The sequence below is a fragment of the Corallococcus sp. CA053C genome (assembly GCF_003611675.1).
Taxonomy (GTDB): Bacteria; Myxococcota; Myxococcia; order Myxococcales; family Myxococcaceae; genus Corallococcus.
Genome location: NZ_RAWA01000026.1, coordinates 25,011 through 48,758, shown reverse-complemented (window position 1 = coordinate 48,758; position 23,748 = coordinate 25,011). Strand labels below are relative to the sequence as shown.

Here is a 23,748-nt window from a genome sequence, read left to right as displayed (position 1 = left end):
TCCTGGGGCTCGCGACGACGTCGGGGGGCGGTGGGCGGCAGCATGCGCGGGGACTCCAGGGACCTGGAGCCTCTTCTAGTGCAGCCCGGCGCCTTTTTGAAGATGAGGGGACACGCCTCGGATTACAGCCCTCCAGGCAAAAACCGCCAAGGCTTCAGGACTTCGTTCAATTCCTGCCTTAATCAGGTCAAGTCAGCAAAATTAGAACAGCCGGAAAATCCTGATGAATGCAAAGAAGGTGGCGATTGGCGCGAAGCCAATCCTTTGCAAGCAAAAGGAATCCCCATGTCCAGGCTTCACAAGACCCTGCTGTCCGCTTCCGTCGCGCTCCTGGGTTTGAACGGGTGTGGCGGCACCCCGCCTCCGGAGACGGAGGTGGCCAGCACCCAGCAGGGCGTGGAAGCGGTGGCCCTCCTTCCGGTCCCCCCTGGATGCCTGATCAGCTCCCTGGACACGGACGGTGACGGCATCTGTGACATCGTGGAGACGGTGCTGGGCACCAATCCCAACCTCGCCGACACGGACGGTGACCGGCTCAGCGACTACGCGGAGGCGTACGGCATCGGCGGCATCGACCTGGCCGGGCTCGGTTCGAACCCGCGCAAGAAGGACATCTTCATCGAGGCGGACTACTACCCGGGGCTCGCGCCGACCCAGGCGATGCGCAACCGCGTCATCACGGCCTTCGCCAACGCGCCGGTGTCGAACCCGGATGGAACCACGGGCATCACGCTGCACATCGTGGTGGACCAGCAGATCGCCGCCGCGGACGCGGACTCGGACCTGAACCCCGTGTGGACGGACTTCGACGTCATCAAGGGGAAGTACTTCGCCGCGAGCCGCGCGCCGTACTTCCACTACATGCTGTTCGCGAACCGCTACAGCGGCGGCAACTCCAGCGGCATCTCGCGCGGCATCCCCGCGCATGACTTCATCGTGACGCTGGGCTTCATCGGGGGTGGCACGGAGCTGCAGCTGGCCGGCACCGTCATGCACGAGCTGGGGCACAACATCGGCCTGCGCCACGGCGGGAACGATGACAGCAACTACAAGCCCAACTACCTGAGCATCATGAACTACGAGTACCAGTTCTATGGCTTTGGCATTGGCGGCTTGAACAACGTGCTCGACTACTCGCGCGTGCGCGTCGCTTCCTTCAGCGAGGCGGCCGTCAACGAGGGCGCCGCGTTCTCGCCCGTCGCCCCGACCACCGAAGCGGACCTGGCGAAGATCAGCGGGCTTCGCTTCAACGACGTCCAGGTCACTGGTAACGCGAGCGTCAACCTGGACTTCAACAACAATACGACCATCGACGCCGCGTCCTACGCCCGGGACTTCAACCGCTCCGGCGCCCCGAACAACGTGTTCCCCGCGTCGCAGAACGACTGGCTGGCCCTCGCGTATGACGGCGGTGGCCAGATTGGCTTCGCCGCGCCGGGCCTCTCCCAGGACCTGGGCCGCGAGGAGCTCTTCCTCGTCGCCCCCGAGAAGATGGAGCCCTGCCTCACCGTGGACGAGCGCACCGGCCGGTAGTCCCGGCTGAAGCGTCGCATTCCGCCGCCGGGTCCTCCTTCAAGGGGGGCCCGGCGGTCGTGTCTCCACGCCCTGGAGAAGCAATACCTGGTGACCTGGTCCGCCATCCATCCCTTGGGGCTGGGGGTGCCGCTGACGGTGGCTGTTCGCCGGAGCGCCGCAGGATTTCGATCTATTCGAGCCTATCCAGGTAATATCGGCATCCCGATTTCGGCGCTTGCAATGCCTGCCTGTCGCCGAGGCCGGCGACAGGGGATCACACCATGCCGAAGTCGAAGCAGCTCGCGTCCTGCCTCCTTCCCGCCCGCCGAGCCTGGCCGGCGCTCGCCGCCCTCGCCCTGGCCGCATTCACGCCGACGGCCCAGGCCGATTCAGCGGTCTACGGCGGCGGCCCGTTCTATTCCGGCGGCACCGCGGTGATGGATGACCTGCGCAGCTCTGGCTTCACCACGGTCATCCTGTGGAGCTTCCACATCGAGGACAACGGCGACCTCGTCTACAACGACATCCCGGTGGTCAGGAACGGCGCCTATATCGGCGACCCGGCCTGGCCGACGCGGCTGGCCACGCTCAAGACTGCGCCCACGTCGGTCAATCGCATCGAGGTGTCGACCGGCGCCTGGAGCGTTCCCGACTTCGAGCGCATGGCCAAGCTGGTCAACGGCACCGCCGCGGGCTGCGGCAGCACCCTGGTCTGCGGCACCGGCACCACCAGCATCCTGTACCGCAACTTCCAGGCGCTGAAGACGGCCACCGGCGCCACCGCGGTCAACTTCGACGACGAGAGCGCCTACGACCTCGCCCCGACCACCCAGTTCGGGCAGATGCTCATCGGCCTGGGCTTCAAGATCACCTTCGCGCCCTACACCAATCAGACCTTCTGGAGGAGCCTCAAGGACAACCTCGGCAGCGCGGTCGATAACATCTACCTCCAGGTGTACGACGGCGGCGCCGGCAACAATCCGGCGACCTGGAACACCGCGATGGGCATGACCGTCGACCCGGGCCTGTGGACGCGCCATGGCACCGGCTGCACCAGCGGCGACAGTCCGGCCACGGTGCAGAGCAAGATGAGCAACTGGAAGAGCTCGGCCGGCATCGGCGGCGGCTTCCTCTGGCTGTACGACGACATCCAGAAGTGCGTGTCGCAGGGCACGAGCGCGCAGTACGCGGCGGCGATCAACACCGCGGTCAGCGGCAACACCCCGCCGGTGGCCAACTTCGGCGTCACCGTGAGCGGACTGACCGCAACCTTCAGCGACGCCTCCACGGACAGCGACGGCAGCATCGCCTCGCGCAGCTGGAACTTCGGCGACGGCAGCAGCTCGACCGCGACCAATCCCAGCCATGTCTATGCCAGCGCCGGCAACTTCAACGTCAGCCTGACCGTGACCGACAACGGCGGCGCCAGCCACACCAAGACCCAGACGGTCTCAGTCGGTGCCGGCAACATCAACCTGGCGCTCAACAAGCCGGCGACCGGCTCCACCGCCTGCAACAGCAGCGAGACGCCGGCCAAGGCGGTCAACGGGAGCGTCTCCGGCGGCACCACCGACAAGTTCTGCTCGCTGGCCGCTCCTGGCTGGCTGCAGGTGGATCTCGGCTCGGCGCAGACGGTCAGCAGCTTCGTCGTCAAGCATGCCGGCGCGGGCGGCGAAGCGAGCACCTGGAACACCCGGGCCTTCACCATCCAGACCTCCAGCAACGGCACGAGCTGGAGCACCCCGGTGACGGTGACCACCAACACCGCCAGCACGTCGACCCACGCCATCAGCGCCACGTCGGCGCGCTACATCAAGCTCAACGTGACCACGCCGACCCAGAACGGTGACCCGGCGACGCGCATCTACGACTTCGAGGTGCGCTGAGCCTTCCCCCCGCGCCCACAGGCCCACGTCAGGCGCCGCCCGTCGCTACCGGGCCGGCGCCGCCTGCGCGTCCAGCGAGCCGGAGTGGAGGGCGTGGTCGGCGACGCCCGACAGGCGCTGGGCCAGCGACTGCACGGAGTGGGTGACGTTCTGCGTCTCGTCCACCACCTTCAGCGTGCGCTGCATCTGGGCGGACAGCTCCTGGATGGCCTGGGCAATCTGGTGCGTGCCCGTGTCCTGCTGGGCCACGGCGGCCGTGATCTGGCGCACGCTCGAGCTGGTGTCCTTGATGATGGAGGCCAGCTTCTGGAGCTGCACGCCGGAGCTGCGCACCGCTTCAAGGCTGCCGATCACCCGCTGCTCGCCCTGCTCACTCACCTTCGCGGCCTCGCGCATGCTCGCGCTCACGCCGTCGAGCACGTCGCGGATGCGCTGGGTGGCCTGGATGGACTGGTCCGCGAGGCTGCGCATCTCCCGCGCCACCACGCCGAAGCCCTTGCCACTGTCACCGCTGCGCACCGCCTCGATGGCCGCGTTGATGGCCAGCATGTTGGACTGGTCCGCCAGCGCCTTCACCGCGTCCACGATGCTGGCGATCTCCCGCGTGCGCGCATCGAGCGCGAGGATGTGGCGGGCCATCTCCGACACCTCGGTGCGGATGGCGGAGAGGTCCGTCAGCGTGCGCTCCAGGGCCTCGCCGCCGTCGCGCCCCACCTGTTCGGCCGTCTCCGCGGAGGCGGCCATCCGGCGGGCCTTGTCGGCCGTCACGTGCGAACTCTGGCGGATCTCCTCCACCGTGTGCTCCAGCTGCTGGAGCGCCGTCGCCTGGCGGCTGATGCCAGTGGTCTGCTCCTCGCTCGTGGCGCGCAGCTGCTGCACCACCGCGGCCAGCTCTCCGGCGCCGCTGCCCATGTTGTCGGCGAGCTGGCGCACCTCCTGGCGCCGCTCCTCCAGCCTGCGCGTGTGCTGCGCGAGTGCATTCACCACCCGTGACGAGCGGCTTCCCACGATGCCCACGAGCGACAGCGTGAGCGCGAAGAAGCCCCAGTGCAGCTGGCTGTCCGCCGCCTCCGCCAGGCCGAACATGGGGAGCGTGCTGAGGACGCAGAAGAAGAAGAGGATGCCCAGGCCGACGACGAAGATGCGGGCGTCGGAGTTCCCGCGCCAGGCCTCGACGGCCGCGACGCCGACGCAGATCATGATCCCGGGGAGCGAATAGAGGGTCATGAGCGGCAGGATCGCCTGGGCCAGGCTCAGGTCCACGAGGGCGAGGGCGCCCTGGATGGCGGCCAGCACGGAGACCACCGCCGCGCCGATGCGGAACCAGCGCATCCGCCCCTCGCCCACCGTGTCCGACATGAACCACGCGAGGCCCGGAAGAATGCAGTAGGCGCCCAGCAGCAGGAGCTGGTTGCTGGCGACGCGCAGGTTCCAGAGCGCGGCGAACACGCCGCTCATGCCGAGCAGCAGCGCGCCGGAGCCCCCGGAGAAGACGGTCAGGGCCACCAGCATCCGCTGCTGGCGGCGCAGCACGGCGGCGCCCACGGTCACCCCGGCGATGGCGAGCAGCAGCATTCCAATGACGAACGGCGCCTGCCCCGTGCGCGCCACCGCGGCGAGCAGCTCGTGGCGCGAGCCCACCTGCGCATCGCGCGTCACGCCGATGGTGGGCCCGGTCCCCTGGATGCGCAGCAGGATGCGCTGGCCCTTCACCTCGGGCGGCAGGGGCACCAGGTGCCAGAACATGCCGTCGTCCATGCGCTCGCGGCCAGAGGGGTTCACCACCCCGCTCGCGTGGATGCGCTCGCCGCCGGCGTACACCTCGAAGGCATTGGCGACGCCTCCGAGGTAGAGCGCCGGCTCCAGCCACTTCCCCTCGGGGATGGGGATGCTCAGCCAGAGCAGCGTGTTCGTGTCGCGGCCCGGCGGCTCCTTCAGGGCTTCCGTCGGCTGCCAGCCCTCTTCCGTGCCCGTCGCCTTCGCCCAGGTGGGGACGCCATCGGGCCCGAGCGGCGAGTCACCCCAGCGGAAGCGCCACCCGTCCACCGCGGGCACGGGGGCCTGCACCAGCACCGGCGCCGCGTGCGCCGCGGGAGCCGACATCAACAAGACGAAGAGCAGCGCGGTGCCCAGTCCCGCGAGGCGCGAGCACCCGCCTGGGCCCGGACGCATGCTCGCCGAGGACCTGGAGGGAACGACGGACACCGTGGGTACGAAGGAGAAGACGCGGGAGAGCCCCATGTAGAGGGGATGCTCCGGTGCCCGTGACACAAATGCAAACAGGGTCTGAGACACCCCCGGACGCCTGCTGGCCCGGGAGTGCGCGGCTTTCATTTCTTACCGTGTTTCACGTCTGGATTTGTGTCGCACGGCCGCCTGGACACCGTGCGCGACGTGGCGGCTCCAGGGGCCAGGCGCTCCCCACCTCACTGCTGGGTGACGGCGTACTGGCCGGGCAGCACCGCGCTGCCCGTGCCGAGGTCGACCTGCAACGTGCCGAGTTCCGCCACCCGCGCCATGACACTGCCGGAGTCGTTGTTCGCCGTGGGCGTCATCAGCACGAGGAAGGCCTTCTCGGGCGTCGTCGCCTGGGCCATCTGCTGCACCCACGGCTCGGGCGGGTCCGTGAAGCCCGGACGCTTCTCCCGAAAGGCCTGCATCCGGTCCTTCGCGAGCTGCTGGAGCTGCTTCGCCTCGTCGGGCGTGAAGGTGAAGGTCGCCGTGTCGCCGGCCCCCGTGGCGCCCGGGAAGCTCTGCTTCATGCTCTCCGCGTCTCCGGAGCCCACCCAGACGAGCGTGGCCACGTAGGTCTGTGACGCAGGGACGTTCGGGTCGCCGCTGAGGGTGACGGTGGCGGGCCCCTTCTGGCCCGTGTACTCGAACGACTCCCGGCCGTCTTCGTAGTGGGTGAAGATGTATTCGTCGCTCTCCAGGGTGGCCTCCCCCAGGTTGATGCCGAAGGTGACCTCACGGGTCATCTCCCCGGTGACAATCTCCACGGTCGCCGCGTTCGAGGTGCCGCTCGCCGGGTCGTTCTTCGGCAGCTCCCCTGTCGCGAGGAAGCGGTTGTAGGCGGCCTGGCCCTCGGGCGTGGAGATGTCGAAGTCCACCTGCTTCGAGGTCAGCTGGCCTTCCACGCGCGCCGAGTCGGACAGCCCCGCCTTGAAGCCGAGCAGGCCGAAGCTGGCCTCGATGGTGTGCGACACCGCGTCGGTGGGACCGACCGTCACGCGGACCGTCGATTCATCCAGCTTGCTGACGGCGATGGCCATGCCATGCGACCGCTCATCGCTGAAGCCCGCGGAGAACTCCGCCGAGAGTTCCTTCGAGGGGTCCACCGAGAGGTCGGAGAAGCCCAGGGACTTCCGGAGCGTCACCTCCACGCCCGCCGACAGGAAGGTCTCCCCCGTCATCGTCACGGTGGCCCCCACCGGCAGGCTCTGGGGAAGCGCGGGGTTGAGCTGCTCGGCCGACGTGATGCCCGCGGCGGCCGCGGTCGGCAGCGTCACCTCGTAGCTGCCTCGCACGCCCGCGGCGCCGTTGACGCCGGCCTCGACGACCTTCGCGTCGATGCCGATGCTCCCTTCCACGCCGGCTTCCGCCTCCACGGTGAAGGTCGTCGTGCCCGCGGCCTGGGACCAGGTCGCGTCCACCTGGGCGTACCCGGTCACCGACACCGAGAAGGGGCCCACCTCGCCCTTCTTTTCGAGCTCCAGGGTCACGCCGCCGGAGATGCCCTTCGGCCCCGGCAGGACCGGCCCCGGGGTGCTCGCGGTCGTGGAGGCGGCGGGCTTCGGGAACGGCGACGTGAAGGTGAAGGGCGTCGGGACGTCCGGCGGGAACAGCGGGTTGCGCTGGGGGACGGTCGGCGTGCGCCCACCGAAGCTGTCGGTGGGCGCGCTCCCGCCGGCCGTCTTCGGCGGAGGAGGAAGGGCGGCCGGCCCCTGCTGCGGAGCGCTGACGGTTCCACTGGCCTGCGCCTTCGCGGTCCGGATGATCTGCTGAAAGGCCCCAATCACGTTCGGCATGCGTACTTCCCCCTCTGCGAACAACAGTCATGGGGGTTGTCGCGCGGAACGCCGCCGGGGGTGGATTAAGCCGGATTAAATCCGCCTCGCGTCAGGCGAACCGCTCGCGGAAGGCCCGCGAATTGGGCCCGTCCCCTCCCCGCTCCCACACCGCGAACACCACCCGCTCGAAGACGCCGGGGAACGCATCCAGGGCGCTGGCGAAGGCGTCCGCCGCGTCATGCGGGTTGTTGCGGAAGGCGCCGCAGCCCCACGCGCCCAGCACCAGCGTGCGGTGCCCGTGGTGCGCCGCCACCTGGAGCACCTTGACGGCCCGCGCGTGCAGCACCTCGCGCAGGCGGGGCACCAGGTGCGGCGCGTTCCGCTCGGCCGAGCCGGCGTTGGGCGCGGGCGCGGTGATGAGGGACACGCGGAAGGGCGTCTCCAGCAGGTTGAGCCCCTCGTCGCGGAAGAACGGCACCTCCGGCGAGTAGATGACGTGGTCCGTGTACAGCGGCGACCGGTCCGCGCGGTTGGCGTCGTAGTAGTCGCGTTGGGTGATCAGGCTCGCGTAGAGCGCCGAGCAACGCGCCAGATCCTCCTCCTGCGCCTTCGCCCCACCCAGGAAGCCACCGCCCGGATTCTTCGCGGACGCGAAGTTGAGCGCGACCACACCCGCCACCCCTTCCGCCTCCACCAGCCGGCGCGACGCGGCGCCCGTCTTCTCGGGCGTGACCTCGATGCGAGGCCTTGCGCCTGCCGCACGAGGCTCGGGCCGGGGCAGCCCCGCGAAGTCACCGGGCCGGTACAGCACCGTCCCGCGCAGGGCGCGCTCCACCGACTCCCGGAACAGGACGGGCCGCCCGGATGGCGCCACGTACTCGCCCCGCTCCACGATTCCCACCGTCTCCTGCGCGACCCCTTTTAGCGACATGACCCGCTCCCTGGCTTCCTGCTCCCGGGACCAGCCCGGGAAGCTTCGTGTACTACATACACGAACATGGGCGCGCGCGCCTGACATCCGGCGGGGCGACATGAAGACAGGGACGCCGCCTTCAAACTCAGGCCGGGAGGAGCTCTACCGGGAGCGTCCGGGGCCCGTGGCTGGTGAGCCCCGGGAGCCACTCGATGTCCTGGGAGCGGAGCCGCAGGGCGCGGATGCGTGGGACGAGCGCCTCCAGCGCGAGCCGGGCCTCCATCCGCGCGAGCTTCGCGCCCAGGCAGAAGTGGATGCCGTGGCCGAAGGAGAGGTGCTGGCTCTGTCGCGGCGGCGATGCCCCGGTGGCCCGGACGGGCGGGGGCTCCACGAAGGGATACGGACGATGCCCCCGGGCTTGGCTGCGCGCGAGCCCGGGGGCGGAACCGCGACTCAGGGACTCCAGCGCGCCCGACGCACCAACCAGGAGCTGCCGCCGCGCCCGTCGCGCACCACGGCCCAGAACGTCACGTCCTGCGCCGTGGCGCCTTCGGCCGGCTCCCACTCCGTGCGGTGACGGCCCTGCTGGCCACCGAAGTCCGCGCCGCCCGTCTCCTGCGGACTGAACTCACCCAGCGTGGTGTGCCAGGAGATCTCCCACGCCTCCTTGAGGGTGACGGCCTGCAGCCGCAGGCCCGGCACCACGTACGTCTCCTCCAGGGCCGACACGTCGTCGGACGTCACCACGAAGGGACCCGGGCCGCTCAGCTCCAGCGGCTCGCCGTCCAGCCAGGGCGCGTCGTCCACCCGCAGGCCCGGGATCACCGGCTGCTCGTTGGCCTTCATGCCCTCCACCACCGGGCACCAGAAGACCATCAGCTTCTGCGCGTACACCTCCTCGTCGCCCGCCACCGCGCGCAGCACGAGCGGCATGCGGATGCCGCCCAGCCCCTTGTAGGGGTCCGCCTCCTGCACGCGCTCCAGCAGCAGCCGGTCCTCCCCCACCCTGGCCGCGCCGGGATGGATGGCCAGCGTCAGCTCGCCCTCTCCCGTGGTGCCCTCCGCGAGCAGCGCGCGGTCCGCCTCGTTCGCACACGTGCGGTCCTCCGGATCCGCGCACGCCCACAGCGTGTACTGGATGGAACGCCCCCCACCGGAGGGGTCCACCAGCAGCGCGCGATACGTCACCTCCGCCGCGAGCGCGTCCAGGGCCTCCGGCGTGCGCTCGCACGTGGACGCCATCAGCTCCGGCCGCTCCGTGGAGACGCCGAGCACCCGGAAGTCATGCACGCGCGAGGGCTGATCCTCGGGGTCGATACAGGCCACGGCACCCATCGCCAGCAGGAGCAGGCTTCCGTAGTTGATCAGGGCCTTCATGTCAGAAGCTTCCTTTCACGCCCACCACGGGAAGGATGGGGATGCCGGGCACCTCGTACTCCCGGCGCTGCCGGTAGTCGTTGAAGACAAACTCGACGTTCTCCGCGTTGTAGAGGTTCTGCACGTCGACGTAGGCCCCCAGCGTCCAGCGCTGGAACTGCCAGCTCTTGTCCAGCCGCACGTCGAGCTGGTGGAAGCCGGCCGTGCGCGCCGAGGCGTACGGACCATACGTGCCGTTGAAGCGGTTGCGGTCCACCTGGTACAGGTCATACGTGTGGTTGAGCGGCGTCGTCGGACGGCCCGTGGTGTAGCGGAAGCGCCCGCCCAGCTCCCAGCCATTGCCCAGCACGTAGCTGCTCACCAGCGTGAGGATGTGCGTCTGGTCAAAGGGACTGAGGCCATACGTCGCATCGGTGTCGTCGCCGAAGCCCCCACCGAAGCCTCCACCGCCGTCGGGCTTGGGGCCCGCGCGCCCGTCCAGGGACCGGCTGAAGGTGTACGACAGCCAGCCGGACCACTTGTCCTTCGCGGAGGCGCGGTCCTTCTTCACCATCACCTCCAGGCCCAGGGCGCGGCCGATGCCCTCGTTGGAGTACGGCAGTTGGACGACGCCCCCACCCGTGCGCGCGATGATCTGCCCGGGCGCCACGATGTTGTTGAAGCGGCGGTTGAAGAAGCCCGTCACGTCCACGTTGAGCACGTCCGTCAAGCGGTGGTCCACACCGAGGCTGCTCTGGAACGCACGCTGGTAGACGAGGTCCGGGTTGCCGTACGGCAGGTCGATGAAGCGGAACGTCTCCGGCGGCTGGCTGTAGAGGCCGAGCGAGCCCTTGAGGGTGGTGCGCTCGGTGGCCGCGAAGCGCACCCACAGCCGCGGATCCAACGCCAGGTTCTGGGTGTCGCCCGCGCTCTGGAGGTTGCCGCGCACGCCGGGGGTGAAGGTGAACTTCCCCACCTTCAGGTCCGCCTCCACGAAGAGCGCGCCGTCGAAGGCGCCCAGGCCGATCTTCTCCACCAGCAGCTCGCCCACGGATTCGGCGCCGGGGAAGGCCACGTACTCGAAGTTCTCCGGGGCGGGGAACTCCACGTCGAAGGACTGGTGCTCGTACATGAGGTCCATGCCGGTGCGCACGGTGAGCGCGGAGGACAGCTCCAGGCCCAGCACCTCGCGCGCGCCCAGCGTGTAGCCCACGCCGTCCTGCTTCGCGGCGCCGAACTTGAAGCTGTTGGCGTCGTAGCCCACGTACGGCGTGAAGACGGAGGTGAGGTTGCCCTTGCGGTACGTCCAGTCACCCTTGATGCGGTGGAAGAGGGTCTGCGTGTCCACCGACAGGTCCCGCTCCGTCTTCGGGCCCGAGGACACCACCCGGAGCTGGTCGTCACTGCCGAAGGCCATGACGTAGCCGGTGCTGCGCGCGCCGCCGGCCTCCACGTCCGCGTTCGCGCCGCGCTTCGCGCCGAAGTCCACGCGCAGCTGGTAGTCCCAGTAGCGCGGCACCACGGACAGCGTGCTGCCCTCGCTCTTGGGGAGGAAGACGGGCAGCAGCGTGTCGATGTACGAGCGCCGCGCCGCGGCGGCCACGCTGATGCCGTCCGTGATGGGCGCCTCCAGGAAGAAGCCCGCGTCCAGCACGTCCACCTTCACCGAGCCGTGGAACGTGTCGGCGGCGCCCTTGCGCGTGCCGACCTCGACGATGCCGCCCACCGCGCGGCCGTACTGGCTGCCGTAGCCGCCCGGGTAGAAGTCGAGCTGGTCGATGAACTCGGCGTTCACCACCGAGGGGCCACCGAGCAGGTGGAAGAGGATGGGGATGCTGACCCCGTCCATCATCGTCGCCGTCTGGCCGGGGTTGGAGCCGCGCACCAGCAGCTCGCCGGAGATGAAGGGCGCGCGCGCCACGCCCGGCAGCGCCTGGATGACGCGAATGGGGTCTCCGAAGGTGCCCGGCGTCCGCTGCGCCTCCTGGCGCGTGATGGTCCGGCGGACCACCTCCTTCTTCGGTCGCTCGGAGCGCACCACCGTCTCCAGCGCGCCAGCGGCGGGAGCGAGGAAGAAGTTCACCTCCGTCGTCTCGTTCTCCTTGAGCTGCTCCTTCGTCTGGTACAGCTGGAAGCCCTGCGCCACCACGCGCACCGCGCACTCCCCGGGCGGCACCTCCAGGGTGAAGCGGCCATCTGCGTCCGAGGTGGCCTCGGGCGCCTCCGGGTCGTCACCGCAGCGCACGGTGGCACCGGCCACTCGCGAGCGGCTGCCGCGGGAGATCAGCTGGCCGGTGAGCGTGGCCTTCGGCGCCGCCTGGACCTGCTCCTGTCCGGGGGCCTCTTCGGGCGGGGCGTTGAGGGTGAAGTGGTAGACGTACTCCACCTGCACCGGCGCGGGCACCCCGTCCACCTCCGCGGGCGAGAAGCGGAACTGGCGCACCGCCGCGAGGGCCGCCTCGTCGAAGCCGTGGCCCACCGGCTCCGTGGGCAGCACGTCCGCCACGGTGCCGTCCGCGGCGATGGTGATGATGAGGCGCACGGAGGCGGTGAGCCCCTGCGCGAGCGCGTCGGGCGGGTACTGGGCCTCCACCGGCTGCACCAGCTCCGGAGGCTTCGTCATCACGGGCTGGGCCTGCGCGGGCGGAGTGCCCTCGGCTTGCGACGGGGGAGCGGCTTGCGCGGGAGGCGCGCCGGTCTGCGGTGCCTGCGCGAGCGCCGGGGTCGCCAGCAGGAGCGAGGCCGCGGCGAGCGCGCTTCGGGCTTTCAGGTTCGGGGACATGGCGTGGGCGAGCATACGGGGTGACGGGGGTTCCCGCTCCCGCGGAAGAAGGGGCGGAACAAAGACTTCACGCAAGGGGTCCGGCGCTTCTCGGTGGGTGAGGAATCATCACCCGCCAGGTCCAGGCCGGCGAGCGAGCGTCAGTCGAGGAGGAACGTGTAGGCGTACTTCATCTCCGTGGAGACCGCCTCGCCGCCCTTGATGGCGGGCTTGAAGCGGAAGCGCCGGATGGCGTCGCACGCCGCCTCATTGAGCCCGTAGCCGGGCCCGCTGAGGATCTTCGAGGCCACCACCCTGCCCTCGGGGTCGATGGTGATGGAGAGCGTCACCGTGCCCTCGACTCCGGCGCGGCGGGCCTCGTCCGGGTAGGGAATCTTCACCTCGGAGGCCACGGTGGGTTCGGAGTCCACCTGGTAGATGGGCGTGTACTTCGGCGCCCGGTATGCCTTCACCTCCTGCGGCGCCTGGGCCTTGTCCGCGGTGCGGCCATGGAGCGTGTTCCCCACCGGCGCCGCGAAGCTGCCCGCACCCGTGGTGGAGGACAGCGTCATGCCCACCACCAGCGGCGTGGGCTTCGCGGCCGGCGGTGGCGTCTCGTTGGGCGGAGGCGGCGCGTCCAGCGGAGGCGGCGGCAGCGGCTTCAGCGCCGCGGCGACCTTGAGGGGCGGTGGCTTGACGCGCACCTTCGGAGGTGGAGGCGGCTCGGGCTTCGGTTCCTCCTTCACCACCGGGGGCGGCGGCTTCTGGACCTCCACCATCACCAGCTCCACCGGACGCTGCACGGCGGGCCGCTCGACGGGCCGCGTGTGCAGCACCCACAGCGCCAGCCCGTGCAGCGTGAGCGAGCCGACCCCGAAGCCGACCAGCAGCCCACTGCCTCCGCGCTTCGGCGCCACCCACGCCCTGTCTTCGAGCACAAGCTCACTCATGGTCTGGCGTCAGCCCCGCGGCGCGGTGGGCGCGACGTCCTTTTCGATGTTGAGGGCGAACTTCGCGATGCCCTGGCCCTTCACCACGTCAATGAGGCGCATCACGCGGCCATAGGCGATGGTCTGGTCCGCGCTGATGATGGCGCGCGTGTCCTTGTCCTTGCTGACGGCCTCCACCACGCGGCGGGACAGGTCGGCCTCCGTCACTTCGACGCCGTCGAAGTAGAGCTTGCCGTCCTTGTCGAGCACGACGTTCACCAGGCCCTGCACCGTCTCACCGCCATGGGCGGCGCGGGGCAGGTCCACCTCCACCGTCTCGCGGACGATGAAGTTCGCGGTGACCATGAAGATGATGAGCAGCACCAGCACCACGTCCACCAGCGGGGTGACGTTGATGCCGGTGATCTCCTCGTCGTTGTCCTGCGCGCTGCCGGCCATGACTAGCGGACCTCCGCGCGCAGGTTGCCCACCAGCGCGTGGCCCAGCGCATGGGCGCGGCTGGTGAGTGTCTTGAGTTGGCGGTTGAAGATGTTGAAGGCGACGACGGCGGGGATGGCGACCGCGAGGCCCACGGCGGTGGCGACGAGCGCCTCGGAGATGCCAGCCATCACCGTCTGCTGCATGGCGCCGCCCTTCGCGGTGAGCGAGCCCAGGTCGTTGAACGCCTTGATGATGCCGAGCACCGTGCCGAACAGGCCGATGAACGGGGCGTTGTTGCCCAGCGTGCCGAGGACGGACAGGAACCGCTCATACTGCGGACGCTCGCGGGCCAGGGTGGACGCAATCACCTGCTCCACGGTGGCCGCGCCCTGGGGCGTGGACGCGAGCCCTTCGCGGATGACGGCGGCCTCCATGCCCTTCCTGCCCTGGACGGCGACGCGCACCGCCTCCAGCTCCCCGCGCGCCAAGCGCAATGCCAGCGTCTCAGAATCCGGGAGCCGGTTGCGAGCGAAGTAGACGGCGCGCTCCAGCATGATGGCGATGGAGAGCACGGACAGACACACCAGCACCCAGAGCACCCACTCGGCGGAGGTGAGCGTCACGCCGAGCAGCTTGCGGCTGAGCCAGCCCAGTCCTTCGGCGGGTGCCTGGGCGAAGACAACGATGAACGACATGGTTTTCCCCTCGTGAGCGGCTTTGGCGCGAAGGGAACACCGACGCGCCCATGAGGTGTCACCCCGAAGTGCTGAGGGGGACTGGAAACTCTCTTCGCCGCGCGGGTAGTTTCCCGCCGCCCCGGTGTCGTGATCCGCGAGCGGGAGTGTTCCAAGATGGGGTACCTGAAGAAGCTGGGGCTGGGCCTGGTCGTGGCTGCGGGCCTGTTGGGTTTCAAGTTCTATGGCAAGAGCACCGCGCGGACGGAGACGCGCGAGCAGCTCGAGCAGACCTGCGAGCAGGACGCCGAGTGTCTCGCCAGCGTCACGCAGCACTTCGAGGGATGTTTCGAAGCGCACTACAAGATGGGCGGGCGGCGTCGCGCGGGTGGGTTGGACCAGAACGCGATGATCTCCTGCATCAATGACAAGGCCGGCAAGACGATGTTCAGCGTCAGCGACGAGTAGGCACGACTCGCGGGCCCGGGTGCCGGTTCTCGCTGGGAGCTGGCGCCCCCCGCGGCTTGCGGCTCAGAGGAGCTTCTGCCCCAGCAGGTCGAAGGCCTCGACGATGACCGCGGCGGCACGGCTGCGCGGATACTCGTCGGCGAGCAGGGTCCAGATCATCGTATCCCGGCGCGTGCCGTCGGGCGCGACGAGCCGCTGGCGCAGGGTGCCTTCGTGGGTGAAGCCCAGCCGCTGGGCCACCCTGGCGCTCGGGACATTGCGGGGGTCGCAATGGATCTCCACCCGTCGCATCCCTTCCACTTCAAAGGCAACGCGGGTGAGCGCCCCGGCGATCTCGGTCGCGAGGCCGCGGCCCGTGTGCCCGGCCGCGACCCAGTATCCAATCTCAAGGGCACCCTCCCCTACGCGAGGATGAAGGCCCGTCCCTCCCAGGACCTCCGCGCCGTCGCGAGAGAACACGCCGTAGGCGAAGTCCTGCCCCAGGTCGAAGAGACCGCGCATGCGGCGCAGGTGGGCGGCCTGCTGCGCCACGTTCATCGGGTATTGCTTCGCCCAGGGCATCCAGGGAAGCAGGTGCGCAAGGCTCGACTCGATGGCGCGGAGTGCCGGGCCGGCATCCGCCGGTGACCAGCAGCGCAGGAGGGCGTGCTCGGTCTGGACGGTGTACGCAGGTCTGGAGGCAGTCGGAGTCATGGCGAATGGGATTGTCTCCAAGCGGCCTCGAGCTTACGAGTCGAAATACGGCTGCAACAGCGTTGCGTCCGGCAACCGCTCCAGACAGACCTTCGCGGTGGAACCGCGGAGTGGACCGCAGCCAAAGCCCTGCCGACACTCCGCATCGGCCTCGCAGCGATGCTCACACGAATGGTATTCGCCTCCGTTGAAGCTCGCGTCCATGCACTGCAAGGGCTTTTCGCAGGAACGGAAGAGGCCGCATTCATGGTGGAGGCCGTATTCACGCGAATAGTACGGGCCCCCTTTGTGCGGACAGGCAAGGCCCATGCTCGCGACGAGGACCGCGCCCCACAGGAGCCCACGCATCCTTCGCGGTCCCGACTCCGGATTCCTCTTCATTGGGAGAGCATACGCGGGCGTAGGCCGCCCCGTTGCTCGCCCTCCAGCCAGGAGCGGATGCAGCCCTCCGGTCTGGCTCACCTGTTGCTGATGCCATCCCCTTGCAGTCTCAGAGGGAGAGTCAGCGTGAGACGGATGACAGTCATAGGGGTGTTGTGGGGAATGGGTGTGGCGCTCGCGGGTCCCAGGTGCCGGTTCTCGCTTGGAACTGGCGCCCCCCGCGGCTTGAGGCTCAGACCTCACCGGAATGCATCGACGATGTAGGCCGCAGCAACGGATCCGTCGAGAATAGCCATTCCGGGCTTTGACTCGGGCAGTTTCCGCATCTGGTCCCGGCTGAGGCGGGCCACCGCGCAGATGGGAACCTTGTCACTGTCCGGAGGGTGGGCCTCGTACCAGCGGATGACAACTTGTGGCCCGCTTGTCCAGACCTGCCCGTACAGACGGGTCGTCGCCTCAAGCGTGCCAAGGTCATCCTTAAGAATGCTCTCAATGGGTCCGTCGTAAAGCGAGATGCGCCTCGCGTCGATCTGGTTCGCATCGAGTTCCGCCAGCGCGGCATCCCCAACACGCAGCTTCAGATACCGCATGACTTCGAGCGCCTTCGCCGGGCACTCCTGCGGACCTGGGGTGCCGTCCGGACGCAGTGCCACACCTCCTGTCGTGGTGCAGCCGGAAGACGTACCAAGTAGGACGATGGAGCTGAGCAGCAGCGCTTTGGTCGTGAGCATGAACGGCACTTCTACTGCCGAATCAGCGTGTGATCCATCGCAACGGCCACCTGTAGGAGACCGTCTCCACGGAAGATCTGGAGGGCCAGATCAGTGAGTCGTCCGTCCTCCATCTCGAAGGCGCTCTGGTCCACAACGACCGCGATCTTTCCCGACTGACCGGGAACGATCACGGGGCGATCCATGCGAAGCGCGAAGGGTCGAGTCGTGTCGCTGGTGAAGTCGCGGGTCAGGTAGGCACCCTCGAGCTTCCAGGACTCGTTGTCGTAGGTGTTCATCAAATGAATCACGACCGCCGCCTTGCTGGGGCCCGAGAAGACCTCGACGACCATGTCCATGTCCTCGTTCTTCGAGCGCCAGAACTTCGCACGCCGAAACGGCGTCTTTTTCGCCTGCCCATTGGCGAGAAGCGTGGCGTAGGCGTGATCGACCGAGTTCTCTTCCTTCTTGAACCGCTCATTCTCCTCGCGCAACTCACGCTCGCGGTTGAGGGCGTCATAGAGGGACGAGAGGACCGCGTTGTAGCTGTCATGGTCCTTGAACACGTTGACCTGATAGTCGATCCATCCCCAGTCCTTACGGCTCTTGGGCTTCACAAGGAACGTGAACTTCGTTCCATCCACGAGCGTCACGAGAAGGGGCAGCGCCTCGCCATCGTCAAGGTCACGCAGCGGCTCCAGAACCACTTTCTTGCCGCCTACGAGCGGGGTCTCAAAACGCCCCTCCCAGGCGAGGAACCTCGTCTTCGCAGGATCGACCTCGTTCTCGAAGTGAAGCGCCGTCACCACCTGCCCGGAAACGTAGACGGACGGCGCCTCCTGGCCTGGATGGTCTGGCACTTTGAGGGTCCGAATCGTGAGCTTTTCTTCCATGTCCCTGGCCAGCGCCGGGGAAGCCATCAGGACGAGAAGCAGACCACACCTGAATCGTCGGAGAGTGCGCATGGTGGGGCCAACGTAACAGGAGGGGTGTCGGGCATCCAATCCTGGTGCGCCTCCCCTGAATGGGGAAGGTCGAGTCAGAGCAGCTCTGCCCCAGCAGGTCGAAGGCCTCGACGATGACCGCAGCGGCATGACTGCGCGGATACTCGTCGGCGAGCAGGGTCCAGATCATCGTGTCCCGGCACGTGCCCTGGGGCGCGACGGGCCGTTGGCGCAGGGTGCCTTCGTGGGTGAAGCCCAGCCTCTGGGCCACCCTGGCACTCGGGACATTGCGGGGGTCGCAATGGATCTCCACCCTGCGCACCCCTTCCACTTCGAAAGCGACGCGGGTGAGCGCTCCGGCTACCTGGGTGGCGAGGCCGCGGCCCGTGTGCCCGGCCGCGATCCAATAGCCAACCTCAAGCGCCCCCTCGCCCACGCGAGGATGAAGGCCCGTCCCTCCCAGGACCTCCGCGCCGTCGCGAGAGAACACGCCGTAGGCGAAGTCCTGCCCCAGGTCGAAGAGACCGCGCATGCGGCGCAGGTGGGCGGCCTGCTGCGCCACGTTCATCGGGTATTGCTTTGCCCAGGGCATCCAGGGGAGCAGGTGCGCAAGGCTGGACTCAATGGCGTGCAGCGCCGGGCCGGCATCCGCCGGTGACCAGCAGCGCAGCAGGGCGTGCCCGGTCTGGACGGTGTACGCAGGTCTGGCGGCAGTCGAAGTCATGGCGAATGGGATTGTCTACGAATGAACCCCATTTCGTCAGCGATACCTTGCCGACTCTGTTCAGAGCAGGTCTGGAAGGCCGCTTGCCTTCGTACTGCGCTTGGAGTGAGGCCGAACTCACGGCGGAACTGCGTGCACAGGTGCGCGTGGCTGGCGAAGCCGCATTCCGCCGCCACCTGGGCAAACGGTGCGGCCGTGTCGAGCACCCAGGACAATGCGTGGCGCAGGCGCAGGCGTTGCTGCATCCGGTGCACGGGCACGCCGTGCACCGCGCTGAACGCCCGGCAGAGCGAGAACACAGAGACTCCGAAGGGAGCAGCCAGGGTGGTGAGAGACAGCCGCTCATCGAAGCGAAGCGCGAGTTGCTCGGCGACCGTCTCGGCCATCCTTCGCTGCCGTGGAGTTGTTCGCCGTGGAGCTCGGCCCGGGCCCGGGTCGAGGATGGTGCAAAGTTGCTCCTCCACCGCCAGCGGGTCAGGCCCCCTGTCCCGGCGCAGTTGCCGGGCCAGGCTGTGCAGCCGCACGAAGCCCTCGACGGTGAGGGGTACCCTGGGCCTCGCTCCATCCACGAGCGTCGAGGCGAGTGCCCCCGCGACGGTGAGGCAGACATCCCCACCGTCGTGGTGGAGGACGCGGTGGGGCTCCCGGTCGCGGGTGAAGAGCACCGTGGCCGGGTCTCCAGCGCACCGCACGCGGGCGCTCTGGAAGCGGAAGCGGCCCCGCAGCACGAACCAGATGCGCTCGCCCGACAGCAGTCCCTCGCCGCGACTCCCGGCGTCCACGCCGTCGCACGCCACGAGGCACGCGTGCAGCGAGTCGGTGACCACCCGGCCAAGGCTGGTGAGGTGCGGCATGGGAGCAGGCACTCCGCGCAAGGACGTGAAAGCCAACGGCTGCGAGGTAGCGGTACATGCCTGGCCTGTCAACCCAAGGAGCCCGCCTTGCCTGTGCACCCACGGACCTTCGCCTCGACATGCCTCTGCCTGGTCCTCACAGGGTGTCTGTCAGGGCGTGCGAATCAGGAGTCATCCATGCGTACCGACACACCCCGAAGCCGCGGCATCGCCATCGCTCCCGGAGGGGCCTATTCGCTCGCCTACGAAGTGACGGGGCCCGCGCGCACGCTGTACATCGGCGGCCAGATTCCGGTCGCGCCGGACGGGAGCGCCCCGGAGGGCATCGAGGCGCAGGCCCGACAGGTGTGGGCCAACATCGACCACCTGCTCGCCCAGGCCGGCATGGAGCCTCGTGACCTGGTGAAGGTCACGACCTATCTGAGCGACCGGAAGTACCGCGAGGTGAACGCCCGGGTGCGCCGCGAGGTGCTGGGTGAGCATCTGCCGACCCTCACCATCATCATCACGGGGATCTACGACCCAGCATGGCTGCTGGAGATTGAGGCCGTGGCCTCGCGACCTCTCATGCCGGAGGAGGTAGCGCGATGATTCGCTGACATCGCGCGGGTGAGCGCCACGCTTTCTGGCTCACTTCGACTCGGACAGAGCGACCCGCGCGTCCCGGTGGGTGGCCGGCATTCCATGCGAGTTGGACGGCACCTGGTACACGCCGCAGGCCCGGCGCTCCGACGTGCTGCTGTTCAAACTCAAGAAGTAGGCACCCCGCGCCTCGGGGCTCCCGCATGCGAGCGGGGGCCCCGGAGCGAACGCCCGAGTTTCTTGACAAGCCACAGGCACGGGGGCGTTCATGCTTCAGACGTGAATCCCCTGGGAGCCCCCATTGAGCCTGAGCGCCAAAGACTATCGTGACATCTGGAAACAACTCCAAACAGGCGGGGACAAGAAGGGGGCCGGGGCGCGGCTGAAAGAGGAGATGGGAAACACCACGAACCCCCAGAGTCTCAGTGGCGTCCTCCGAGGGGGTGAAGCCGCGCTGAGCGGGTACTTCACCTGGGACGAGGCCCTCTCCCTCGCGGCGAATACGCTCCTGGACCTCAGCACGGCCCTCCACGAGTCCCAAGGCGAGTGGGCGACCGCGCTCGACAGATACCTGAAGCCTGTCGGGCAGACCTTCATGGCGACACTCGCGACCCGCGTCAGCGCAGGAGCCTTGACGGGACTGACCGCGGGCGATGTCGTCGCACGCCATCGACGTGCCGTTGTCGGTGCGATCACTGAAATCATCCTGGCGACCCGGAGCCCCGCGGAGTCCGCGACCAAGGGAGCGGATGCGGTGCGCGCCGCGTATCAGGGCATGTATGCCGCCCGGCAGGAAGCGACGTTCAAGAGCTTGTGGGCGAGCACCGATACGGACACCCATCTTGCTCCCGTGTGGGCAGCGATCGTGGCGCTCCGGATCACCGCCCCCGAAGAGCAGGCCCGTCTGGTGGAGGCCGAGAAGGAAGCGAAGCGACAGCAGCTCGAAAGAGAGCGCAGGGAACGCGAGGAGGCCTCGGCAGCCGCGCTCGCGAGGAAGCGGCTCGTCCATGTCCTGTCCGTCAGCGAGGACGACCTGGCCTACGACAGGGATGCCAAGCGGAAGATCAACTCGATGTGTGACGACCTGCTGAAGGACTACCCCGCCGATGCCCTGGGTTACAACGATGTCCAGATCACGCAATTGACGTCCGACGCCAAAGACCGCATCAACAAGCACTACGGCTATCAACTCAGCGGCAACAAGAAGAACGTGTTCGATCAACTTGAGGGCTTCGTCATCCTCGCACGCAAGAAGAGGTATCCCCTCGACTCCGCGAAGATCTTCAAAGTCCTCGAGGAAGTCGCGGTCAACATGTACTTCGCGGGCATCAGCGGCTCCGACGACGCGGACAAGAAAGACAAAGGCGGCGTCGAGCTGCGGCGGTGAAACAAGGTCGGCCTGAAGTCAGCGGCCCGAGCATCGCGGGTGGAATCACTGGGCCGGCTTCAGCAGCGCCCGCAGCCGCGCCGACTTCTGCCCGGTCCAGCCTTCGGGCCGCAGGAGCGCCACCCAGGCATCCACGTGCTCGCCGGTGTACACGTGGCCGTAACCGGGTGGCACCGCCATGCCCAGCGGGAGATCCGCCGTCACCTGCCAGAACGTCACGAAGGGCAGCCACACCATCTCCCCCAGGACGTCTTCGCCCCGGGGCTCCCGCAGCCAGTCCGGTCGCTTCAGCAGGAGGTCGGGGCTCCACCAGATGATGGGGTCGGAGGGGTGGAGCAGGTACAGCACCCGGGAGTCGCCCCACCGCTCGGACGCGGGAGGGATGACCTCTCCCGGCCGGCGGCTGAAGCGCACGGTGCGACCGCGTCGGTAGACGGGTTCCACCTCGGGGCTGCCAGGGTCGCGCTGGTCGGTGAACTCGCGATACAGGGTGTTGAAGTGCGGCGGCCCCACGAACAGCGCACCGTCCGTGCGGTTGGCCAGGTCTCGCTCGCCGCTGAACGCCGTCTCCCCTCCGAAGGAGCCCAGGCTCTCTCCGAAGACAAACAGCTTCGGGCGCCCGCCCACGGGAAGTCTGGACCAGCGTTCATACACGGCATCGAAGAGGGCACGGCCCGCCTCCCGCGCCCGCTCCTGGTCGACCAGCACGGAGAGCCACGACCACAGGTGCGAGTACTGCGTGGCCACGATCGCGGAGTCACCGCCCGTCACGTACTCGAAGGCGTCCACGGCCTCGGGCACCACCCAGCCGCTGCCCGTGGTCGTCACCACCAGCAGCTGCGCACGTTCGAAGCCGCCCGCGCGCTCCAGGTCATCGACCGCGAGCTCGGCCCGGGCCTCCGCGTCCGGCGCGGAGTCGTAGCCGGCGTACACGCGGATCGGCTCCTTCGCCGCTGCTCCGCTGAACTCGGAGAGCGCGTCCACCGACGGGCCCCTCGCCACGAAGTTGCGCCCTTCCCTCCCCAGCGATTCCCAGCTCACCTTGGACCCGGGGCCCCCCGAGCGCAGCGCACTGCCGGGGCGGAGGACGCCTTCGTCGGTCGTCGTGTCCCGCAGGGCCAGCGTGCGGTCCGCCAGCGCGATGGAGCCGTCCCACAGCACGCCGCTGGCCACCAGGGCGGTGAGCACCAGCACCGCCAGCCCGCTCGTCGCCCGGGCCGCGCGAGGACCGATGTGCCGCGCGAGCCGCGCGTCCAACCTGCGGTACACCGCCCGCAGGCCTCGCCCCGCGGCGACGAGCAGGACGAAGACGGCCGCGGCGACGACCGGGGCGAGCAGGAACCCGGCGCTGGCCGGATGGGGGACGCCCATGAGCTCGCGGATGCCCCGCTGCCAGTGCCAGCCCAGGACGAGCGCTCCGGCCAGCGCCACGCCGCCCGTCACGAAGAGGCCGCGCCACGCGTGTGGACGGGGATTGCGCGGAGGACGGTTGGCGAACTCGCGCCACAGCCACGCGCCGAGGACTCCCAACCCATAGCCGATGGCCGCGCTCATCCCGCTGACGAAGCCCTGGAAGGGCCCGCTGCGCGGCAGCAGGGACGGAGTGAAGGACAGGCAGGCGAAGACGAGCGCGACCCACGCGCCCGGCAGCGTGTACTGGAGCCACCGGGGCGCGGTGCGGCTCACGGGCCAGGCACCCTGCACCGGGACGGGCCGCGCGGCGCGAGTGAGAAGGCGATCCATGCGACCCCCTGGAAGAGGATAGGGTAGGACGTCGGACCGCGACTGGCAGGGGCATCCCGGGCGGCAGCCCCGCCCCGCGGGACGATGAAGCCAGACGTCTGGAAACCCTTCTCCCTCACAGGCGAGCGAACACATGAGCCAGAACCTCTACGACATTCCTCTCACCTCCATCGACGGCACCGCGCGGACGCTTGGTCAGTTCAAGGGCAAGGTCCTGCTGGTGGTGAACGTCGCCTCCAAGTGCGGGCTCACCCCGCAGTACGAGGGCCTGGAGAAGCTCTACGAGAGCAAGCACGAGCAGGGCCTGGAGGTGCTCGGCTTCCCCGCCAATGACTTCCTGGGACAGGAGCCGGGCAGCGAGGCGGAGATCCAGCAGTTCTGCACCCTGAAGTACGACGTGAAGTTCCCGCTGTTCTCGAAGGTCTCGGTGGTCGGCGAGAAGAAGCACCCGCTCTACCAGGAGCTCACCCGCGCGCTTCCCGACGCCACCGGCGAAGGGCCCATGCGCGAGAAGCTCAAGGGCTATGGCATCGAAGCCAACCCGAAGCCGGAGGTGCAGTGGAACTTCGAGAAGTTCCTCATCGGCCGGGATGGTCGCGTCGCGGCCCGCTTCGCCCCGGACGTGACGGCGGAGGATCCGCGCCTCGTCCAGGCCATCGACGCCGCGCTGTCGAAGCCGGCCTGACGCCGGGGATCCCGGGGCCTTGGAGGCCCTTACACCTCATGGGTAGACCGATACCCAGACAGGCCCCGGGCGTCACCCTTGCGAGGAATTGG

The 23,748-nt window shown here is 68.7% G+C and carries 20 protein-coding genes and 1 pseudogene; 6 read left to right on the top strand and 15 right to left on the bottom strand.

Annotated elements, in window-relative coordinates:
* Positions 1-285: 285 nt before the first annotated feature.
* Together D7V97_RS05915 and D7V97_RS05910 are read left to right on the top strand one after the other, a co-directional pair.
* Positions 286-1,533: a hypothetical protein gene (locus D7V97_RS05915; protein ID WP_120609611.1), complete on the top strand. Its 1,248-nt coding sequence runs from the start codon at positions 286-288 to the stop codon at positions 1,531-1,533.
* A gap of 263 nt (positions 1,534-1,796) precedes the next feature.
* Positions 1,797-3,401, top strand: a complete 1,605-nt coding sequence (locus D7V97_RS05910; protein WP_120609610.1) for a PKD domain-containing protein — start codon at positions 1,797-1,799, stop codon at positions 3,399-3,401.
* 45 nt (positions 3,402-3,446) lie between these two features.
* On the opposite strand, the gene D7V97_RS05905 is transcribed toward D7V97_RS05910, so the two are convergent.
* The 9 genes from D7V97_RS05905 to D7V97_RS05865 all read right to left on the bottom strand — a co-directional run bounded on the left by D7V97_RS05905 (position 3,447) and on the right by D7V97_RS05865 (position 14,506).
* Positions 3,447-5,642, bottom strand: coding sequence for a methyl-accepting chemotaxis protein (locus tag D7V97_RS05905; RefSeq protein WP_120609609.1), 2,196 nt, complete (start codon positions 5,640-5,642; stop codon positions 3,447-3,449).
* 185 nt (positions 5,643-5,827) lie between these two features.
* Positions 5,828-7,429 (bottom strand): hypothetical protein, encoded by a 1,602-nt coding sequence (locus D7V97_RS05900; protein WP_120609608.1) that lies wholly within the window; start codon positions 7,427-7,429, stop codon positions 5,828-5,830.
* Positions 7,430-7,520: 91 nt separating this feature from the next.
* Positions 7,521-8,342 carry a TIGR02452 family protein gene (locus tag D7V97_RS05895; protein WP_120609607.1) on the bottom strand — a complete coding sequence of 274 codons (822 nt, stop codon included), beginning with the start codon at positions 8,340-8,342 and terminating at the stop codon, positions 7,521-7,523.
* 127 nt (positions 8,343-8,469) lie between these two features.
* Entirely contained in the window at positions 8,470-8,715 is a 246-nt protein-coding gene (locus tag D7V97_RS46740) for a cytochrome P450 (RefSeq protein WP_368668878.1), read from the bottom strand.
* Positions 8,716-8,777: 62 nt separating this feature from the next.
* On the bottom strand, positions 8,778-9,701 hold the full coding sequence (locus D7V97_RS05885) for a hypothetical protein (RefSeq protein WP_120609606.1): 924 nt from the start codon (positions 9,699-9,701) through the stop codon (positions 8,778-8,780).
* A gap of 1 nt (position 9,702) precedes the next feature.
* Positions 9,703-12,462, bottom strand: coding sequence for a TonB family protein (locus D7V97_RS05880; RefSeq protein WP_233582535.1), 2,760 nt, complete (start codon positions 12,460-12,462; stop codon positions 9,703-9,705).
* A gap of 140 nt (positions 12,463-12,602) precedes the next feature.
* Entirely contained in the window at positions 12,603-13,391 is a 789-nt protein-coding gene (locus tag D7V97_RS05875) for an energy transducer TonB (protein WP_120609604.1), read from the bottom strand.
* 9 nt (positions 13,392-13,400) lie between these two features.
* Positions 13,401-13,829, bottom strand: a complete 429-nt coding sequence (locus D7V97_RS05870; protein WP_120609603.1) for a biopolymer transporter ExbD — start codon at positions 13,827-13,829, stop codon at positions 13,401-13,403.
* A gap of 2 nt (positions 13,830-13,831) precedes the next feature.
* A complete protein-coding gene (locus D7V97_RS05865; protein ID WP_120609602.1) occupies positions 13,832-14,506 on the bottom strand; it encodes a MotA/TolQ/ExbB proton channel family protein in 675 nt (224 codons plus the stop codon).
* A gap of 156 nt (positions 14,507-14,662) precedes the next feature.
* Here D7V97_RS05865 and D7V97_RS05860 point away from each other — a divergent pair, with 156 nt between their 5' ends.
* Entirely contained in the window at positions 14,663-14,953 is a 291-nt protein-coding gene (locus tag D7V97_RS05860) for a hypothetical protein (RefSeq protein ID WP_120609601.1), read from the top strand.
* A 63-nt stretch (positions 14,954-15,016) separates the two neighbouring features.
* On the opposite strand, the gene D7V97_RS05855 is transcribed toward D7V97_RS05860, so the two are convergent.
* From D7V97_RS05855 to D7V97_RS05830, 5 genes and pseudogenes are all read right to left on the bottom strand, one after another.
* Positions 15,017-15,646, bottom strand: coding sequence for a GNAT family N-acetyltransferase (locus D7V97_RS05855; RefSeq protein ID WP_120609600.1), 630 nt, complete (start codon positions 15,644-15,646; stop codon positions 15,017-15,019).
* A gap of 620 nt (positions 15,647-16,266) precedes the next feature.
* Positions 16,267-16,758 (bottom strand): serine/threonine protein kinase, encoded by a 492-nt coding sequence (locus D7V97_RS05845; RefSeq protein WP_120609598.1) that lies wholly within the window; start codon positions 16,756-16,758, stop codon positions 16,267-16,269.
* 11 nt (positions 16,759-16,769) lie between these two features.
* Complete coding sequence (locus tag D7V97_RS05840; protein WP_120609597.1) at positions 16,770-17,657, bottom strand: DUF2381 family protein; 888 nt, start codon at positions 17,655-17,657, stop codon at positions 16,770-16,772.
* Positions 17,658-17,988: 331 nt separating this feature from the next.
* A pseudogene (locus D7V97_RS05835) lies at positions 17,989-18,405 on the bottom strand (GNAT family N-acetyltransferase); the annotation flags it as partial.
* Positions 18,402-19,259, bottom strand: coding sequence for an AraC family transcriptional regulator (locus D7V97_RS05830; RefSeq protein ID WP_120609596.1), 858 nt, complete (start codon positions 19,257-19,259; stop codon positions 18,402-18,404). The gene D7V97_RS05830 and the pseudogene D7V97_RS05835, both read right to left, overlap by 4 nt.
* 177 nt (positions 19,260-19,436) lie before the next feature.
* Here D7V97_RS05830 and D7V97_RS05825 point away from each other — a divergent pair, with 177 nt between their 5' ends.
* Positions 19,437-19,850, top strand: a complete 414-nt coding sequence (locus D7V97_RS05825; protein ID WP_120609595.1) for a RidA family protein — start codon at positions 19,437-19,439, stop codon at positions 19,848-19,850.
* Positions 19,851-20,142: 292 nt separating this feature from the next.
* Positions 20,143-21,228 (top strand): hypothetical protein, encoded by a 1,086-nt coding sequence (locus D7V97_RS05820; protein ID WP_147444705.1) that lies wholly within the window; start codon positions 20,143-20,145, stop codon positions 21,226-21,228.
* A gap of 45 nt (positions 21,229-21,273) precedes the next feature.
* Here D7V97_RS05820 and D7V97_RS05815 read toward each other — a convergent pair whose 3' ends face one another.
* The gene (locus D7V97_RS05815; RefSeq protein ID WP_120609593.1) at positions 21,274-22,971 is read right to left on the bottom strand and encodes an alpha/beta-hydrolase family protein; all 1,698 of its coding nucleotides are present in this window, start codon (positions 22,969-22,971) and stop codon (positions 21,274-21,276) included.
* A gap of 133 nt (positions 22,972-23,104) precedes the next feature.
* Here D7V97_RS05815 and D7V97_RS05810 point away from each other — a divergent pair, with 133 nt between their 5' ends.
* Positions 23,105-23,656 (top strand): glutathione peroxidase, encoded by a 552-nt coding sequence (locus tag D7V97_RS05810; protein ID WP_120609592.1) that lies wholly within the window; start codon positions 23,105-23,107, stop codon positions 23,654-23,656.
* The last annotated feature ends 92 nt before the right edge of the window (positions 23,657-23,748 follow it).

Bases quoted from the DNA above. Each gene is read 5' to 3' on its own strand.
- D7V97_RS05905 (WP_120609609.1), bottom strand. From the start codon at position 5,642: ATGGGGCTCTCCCGCGTCTTCTCCTTCGTACCCACGGTGTCCGTCGTT.
- D7V97_RS05875 (WP_120609604.1), bottom strand. From the start codon at position 13,391: ATGAGTGAGCTTGTGCTCGAAGACAGGGCGTGGGTGGCGCCGAAGCGC.
- D7V97_RS05880 (WP_233582535.1), bottom strand. From the start codon at position 12,462: ATGTCCCCGAACCTGAAAGCCCGAAGCGCGCTCGCCGCGGCCTCGCTC.
- D7V97_RS05885 (WP_120609606.1), bottom strand. From the start codon at position 9,701: ATGAAGGCCCTGATCAACTACGGAAGCCTGCTCCTGCTGGCGATGGGT.
- D7V97_RS05810 (WP_120609592.1), top strand. From the start codon at position 23,105: ATGAGCCAGAACCTCTACGACATTCCTCTCACCTCCATCGACGGCACC.
- D7V97_RS05855 (WP_120609600.1), bottom strand. From the start codon at position 15,646: ATGACTCCGACTGCCTCCAGACCTGCGTACACCGTCCAGACCGAGCAC.
- D7V97_RS05860 (WP_120609601.1), top strand. From the start codon at position 14,663: ATGGGGTACCTGAAGAAGCTGGGGCTGGGCCTGGTCGTGGCTGCGGGC.
- D7V97_RS05865 (WP_120609602.1), bottom strand. From the start codon at position 14,506: ATGTCGTTCATCGTTGTCTTCGCCCAGGCACCCGCCGAAGGACTGGGC.
- D7V97_RS05830 (WP_120609596.1), bottom strand. From the start codon at position 19,259: ATGCCGCACCTCACCAGCCTTGGCCGGGTGGTCACCGACTCGCTGCAC.
- D7V97_RS05825 (WP_120609595.1), top strand. From the start codon at position 19,437: ATGCGTACCGACACACCCCGAAGCCGCGGCATCGCCATCGCTCCCGGA.
- D7V97_RS05840 (WP_120609597.1), bottom strand. From the start codon at position 17,657: ATGGCTTCCCCGGCGCTGGCCAGGGACATGGAAGAAAAGCTCACGATT.
- D7V97_RS05895 (WP_120609607.1), bottom strand. From the start codon at position 8,342: ATGTCGCTAAAAGGGGTCGCGCAGGAGACGGTGGGAATCGTGGAGCGG.
- D7V97_RS05910 (WP_120609610.1), top strand. From the start codon at position 1,797: ATGCCGAAGTCGAAGCAGCTCGCGTCCTGCCTCCTTCCCGCCCGCCGA.
- D7V97_RS05900 (WP_120609608.1), bottom strand. From the start codon at position 7,429: ATGCCGAACGTGATTGGGGCCTTTCAGCAGATCATCCGGACCGCGAAG.
- D7V97_RS05845 (WP_120609598.1), bottom strand. From the start codon at position 16,758: ATGCTCACGACCAAAGCGCTGCTGCTCAGCTCCATCGTCCTACTTGGT.
- D7V97_RS05870 (WP_120609603.1), bottom strand. From the start codon at position 13,829: ATGGCCGGCAGCGCGCAGGACAACGACGAGGAGATCACCGGCATCAAC.
- D7V97_RS05915 (WP_120609611.1), top strand. From the start codon at position 286: ATGTCCAGGCTTCACAAGACCCTGCTGTCCGCTTCCGTCGCGCTCCTG.
- D7V97_RS05815 (WP_120609593.1), bottom strand. From the start codon at position 22,971: ATGGATCGCCTTCTCACTCGCGCCGCGCGGCCCGTCCCGGTGCAGGGT.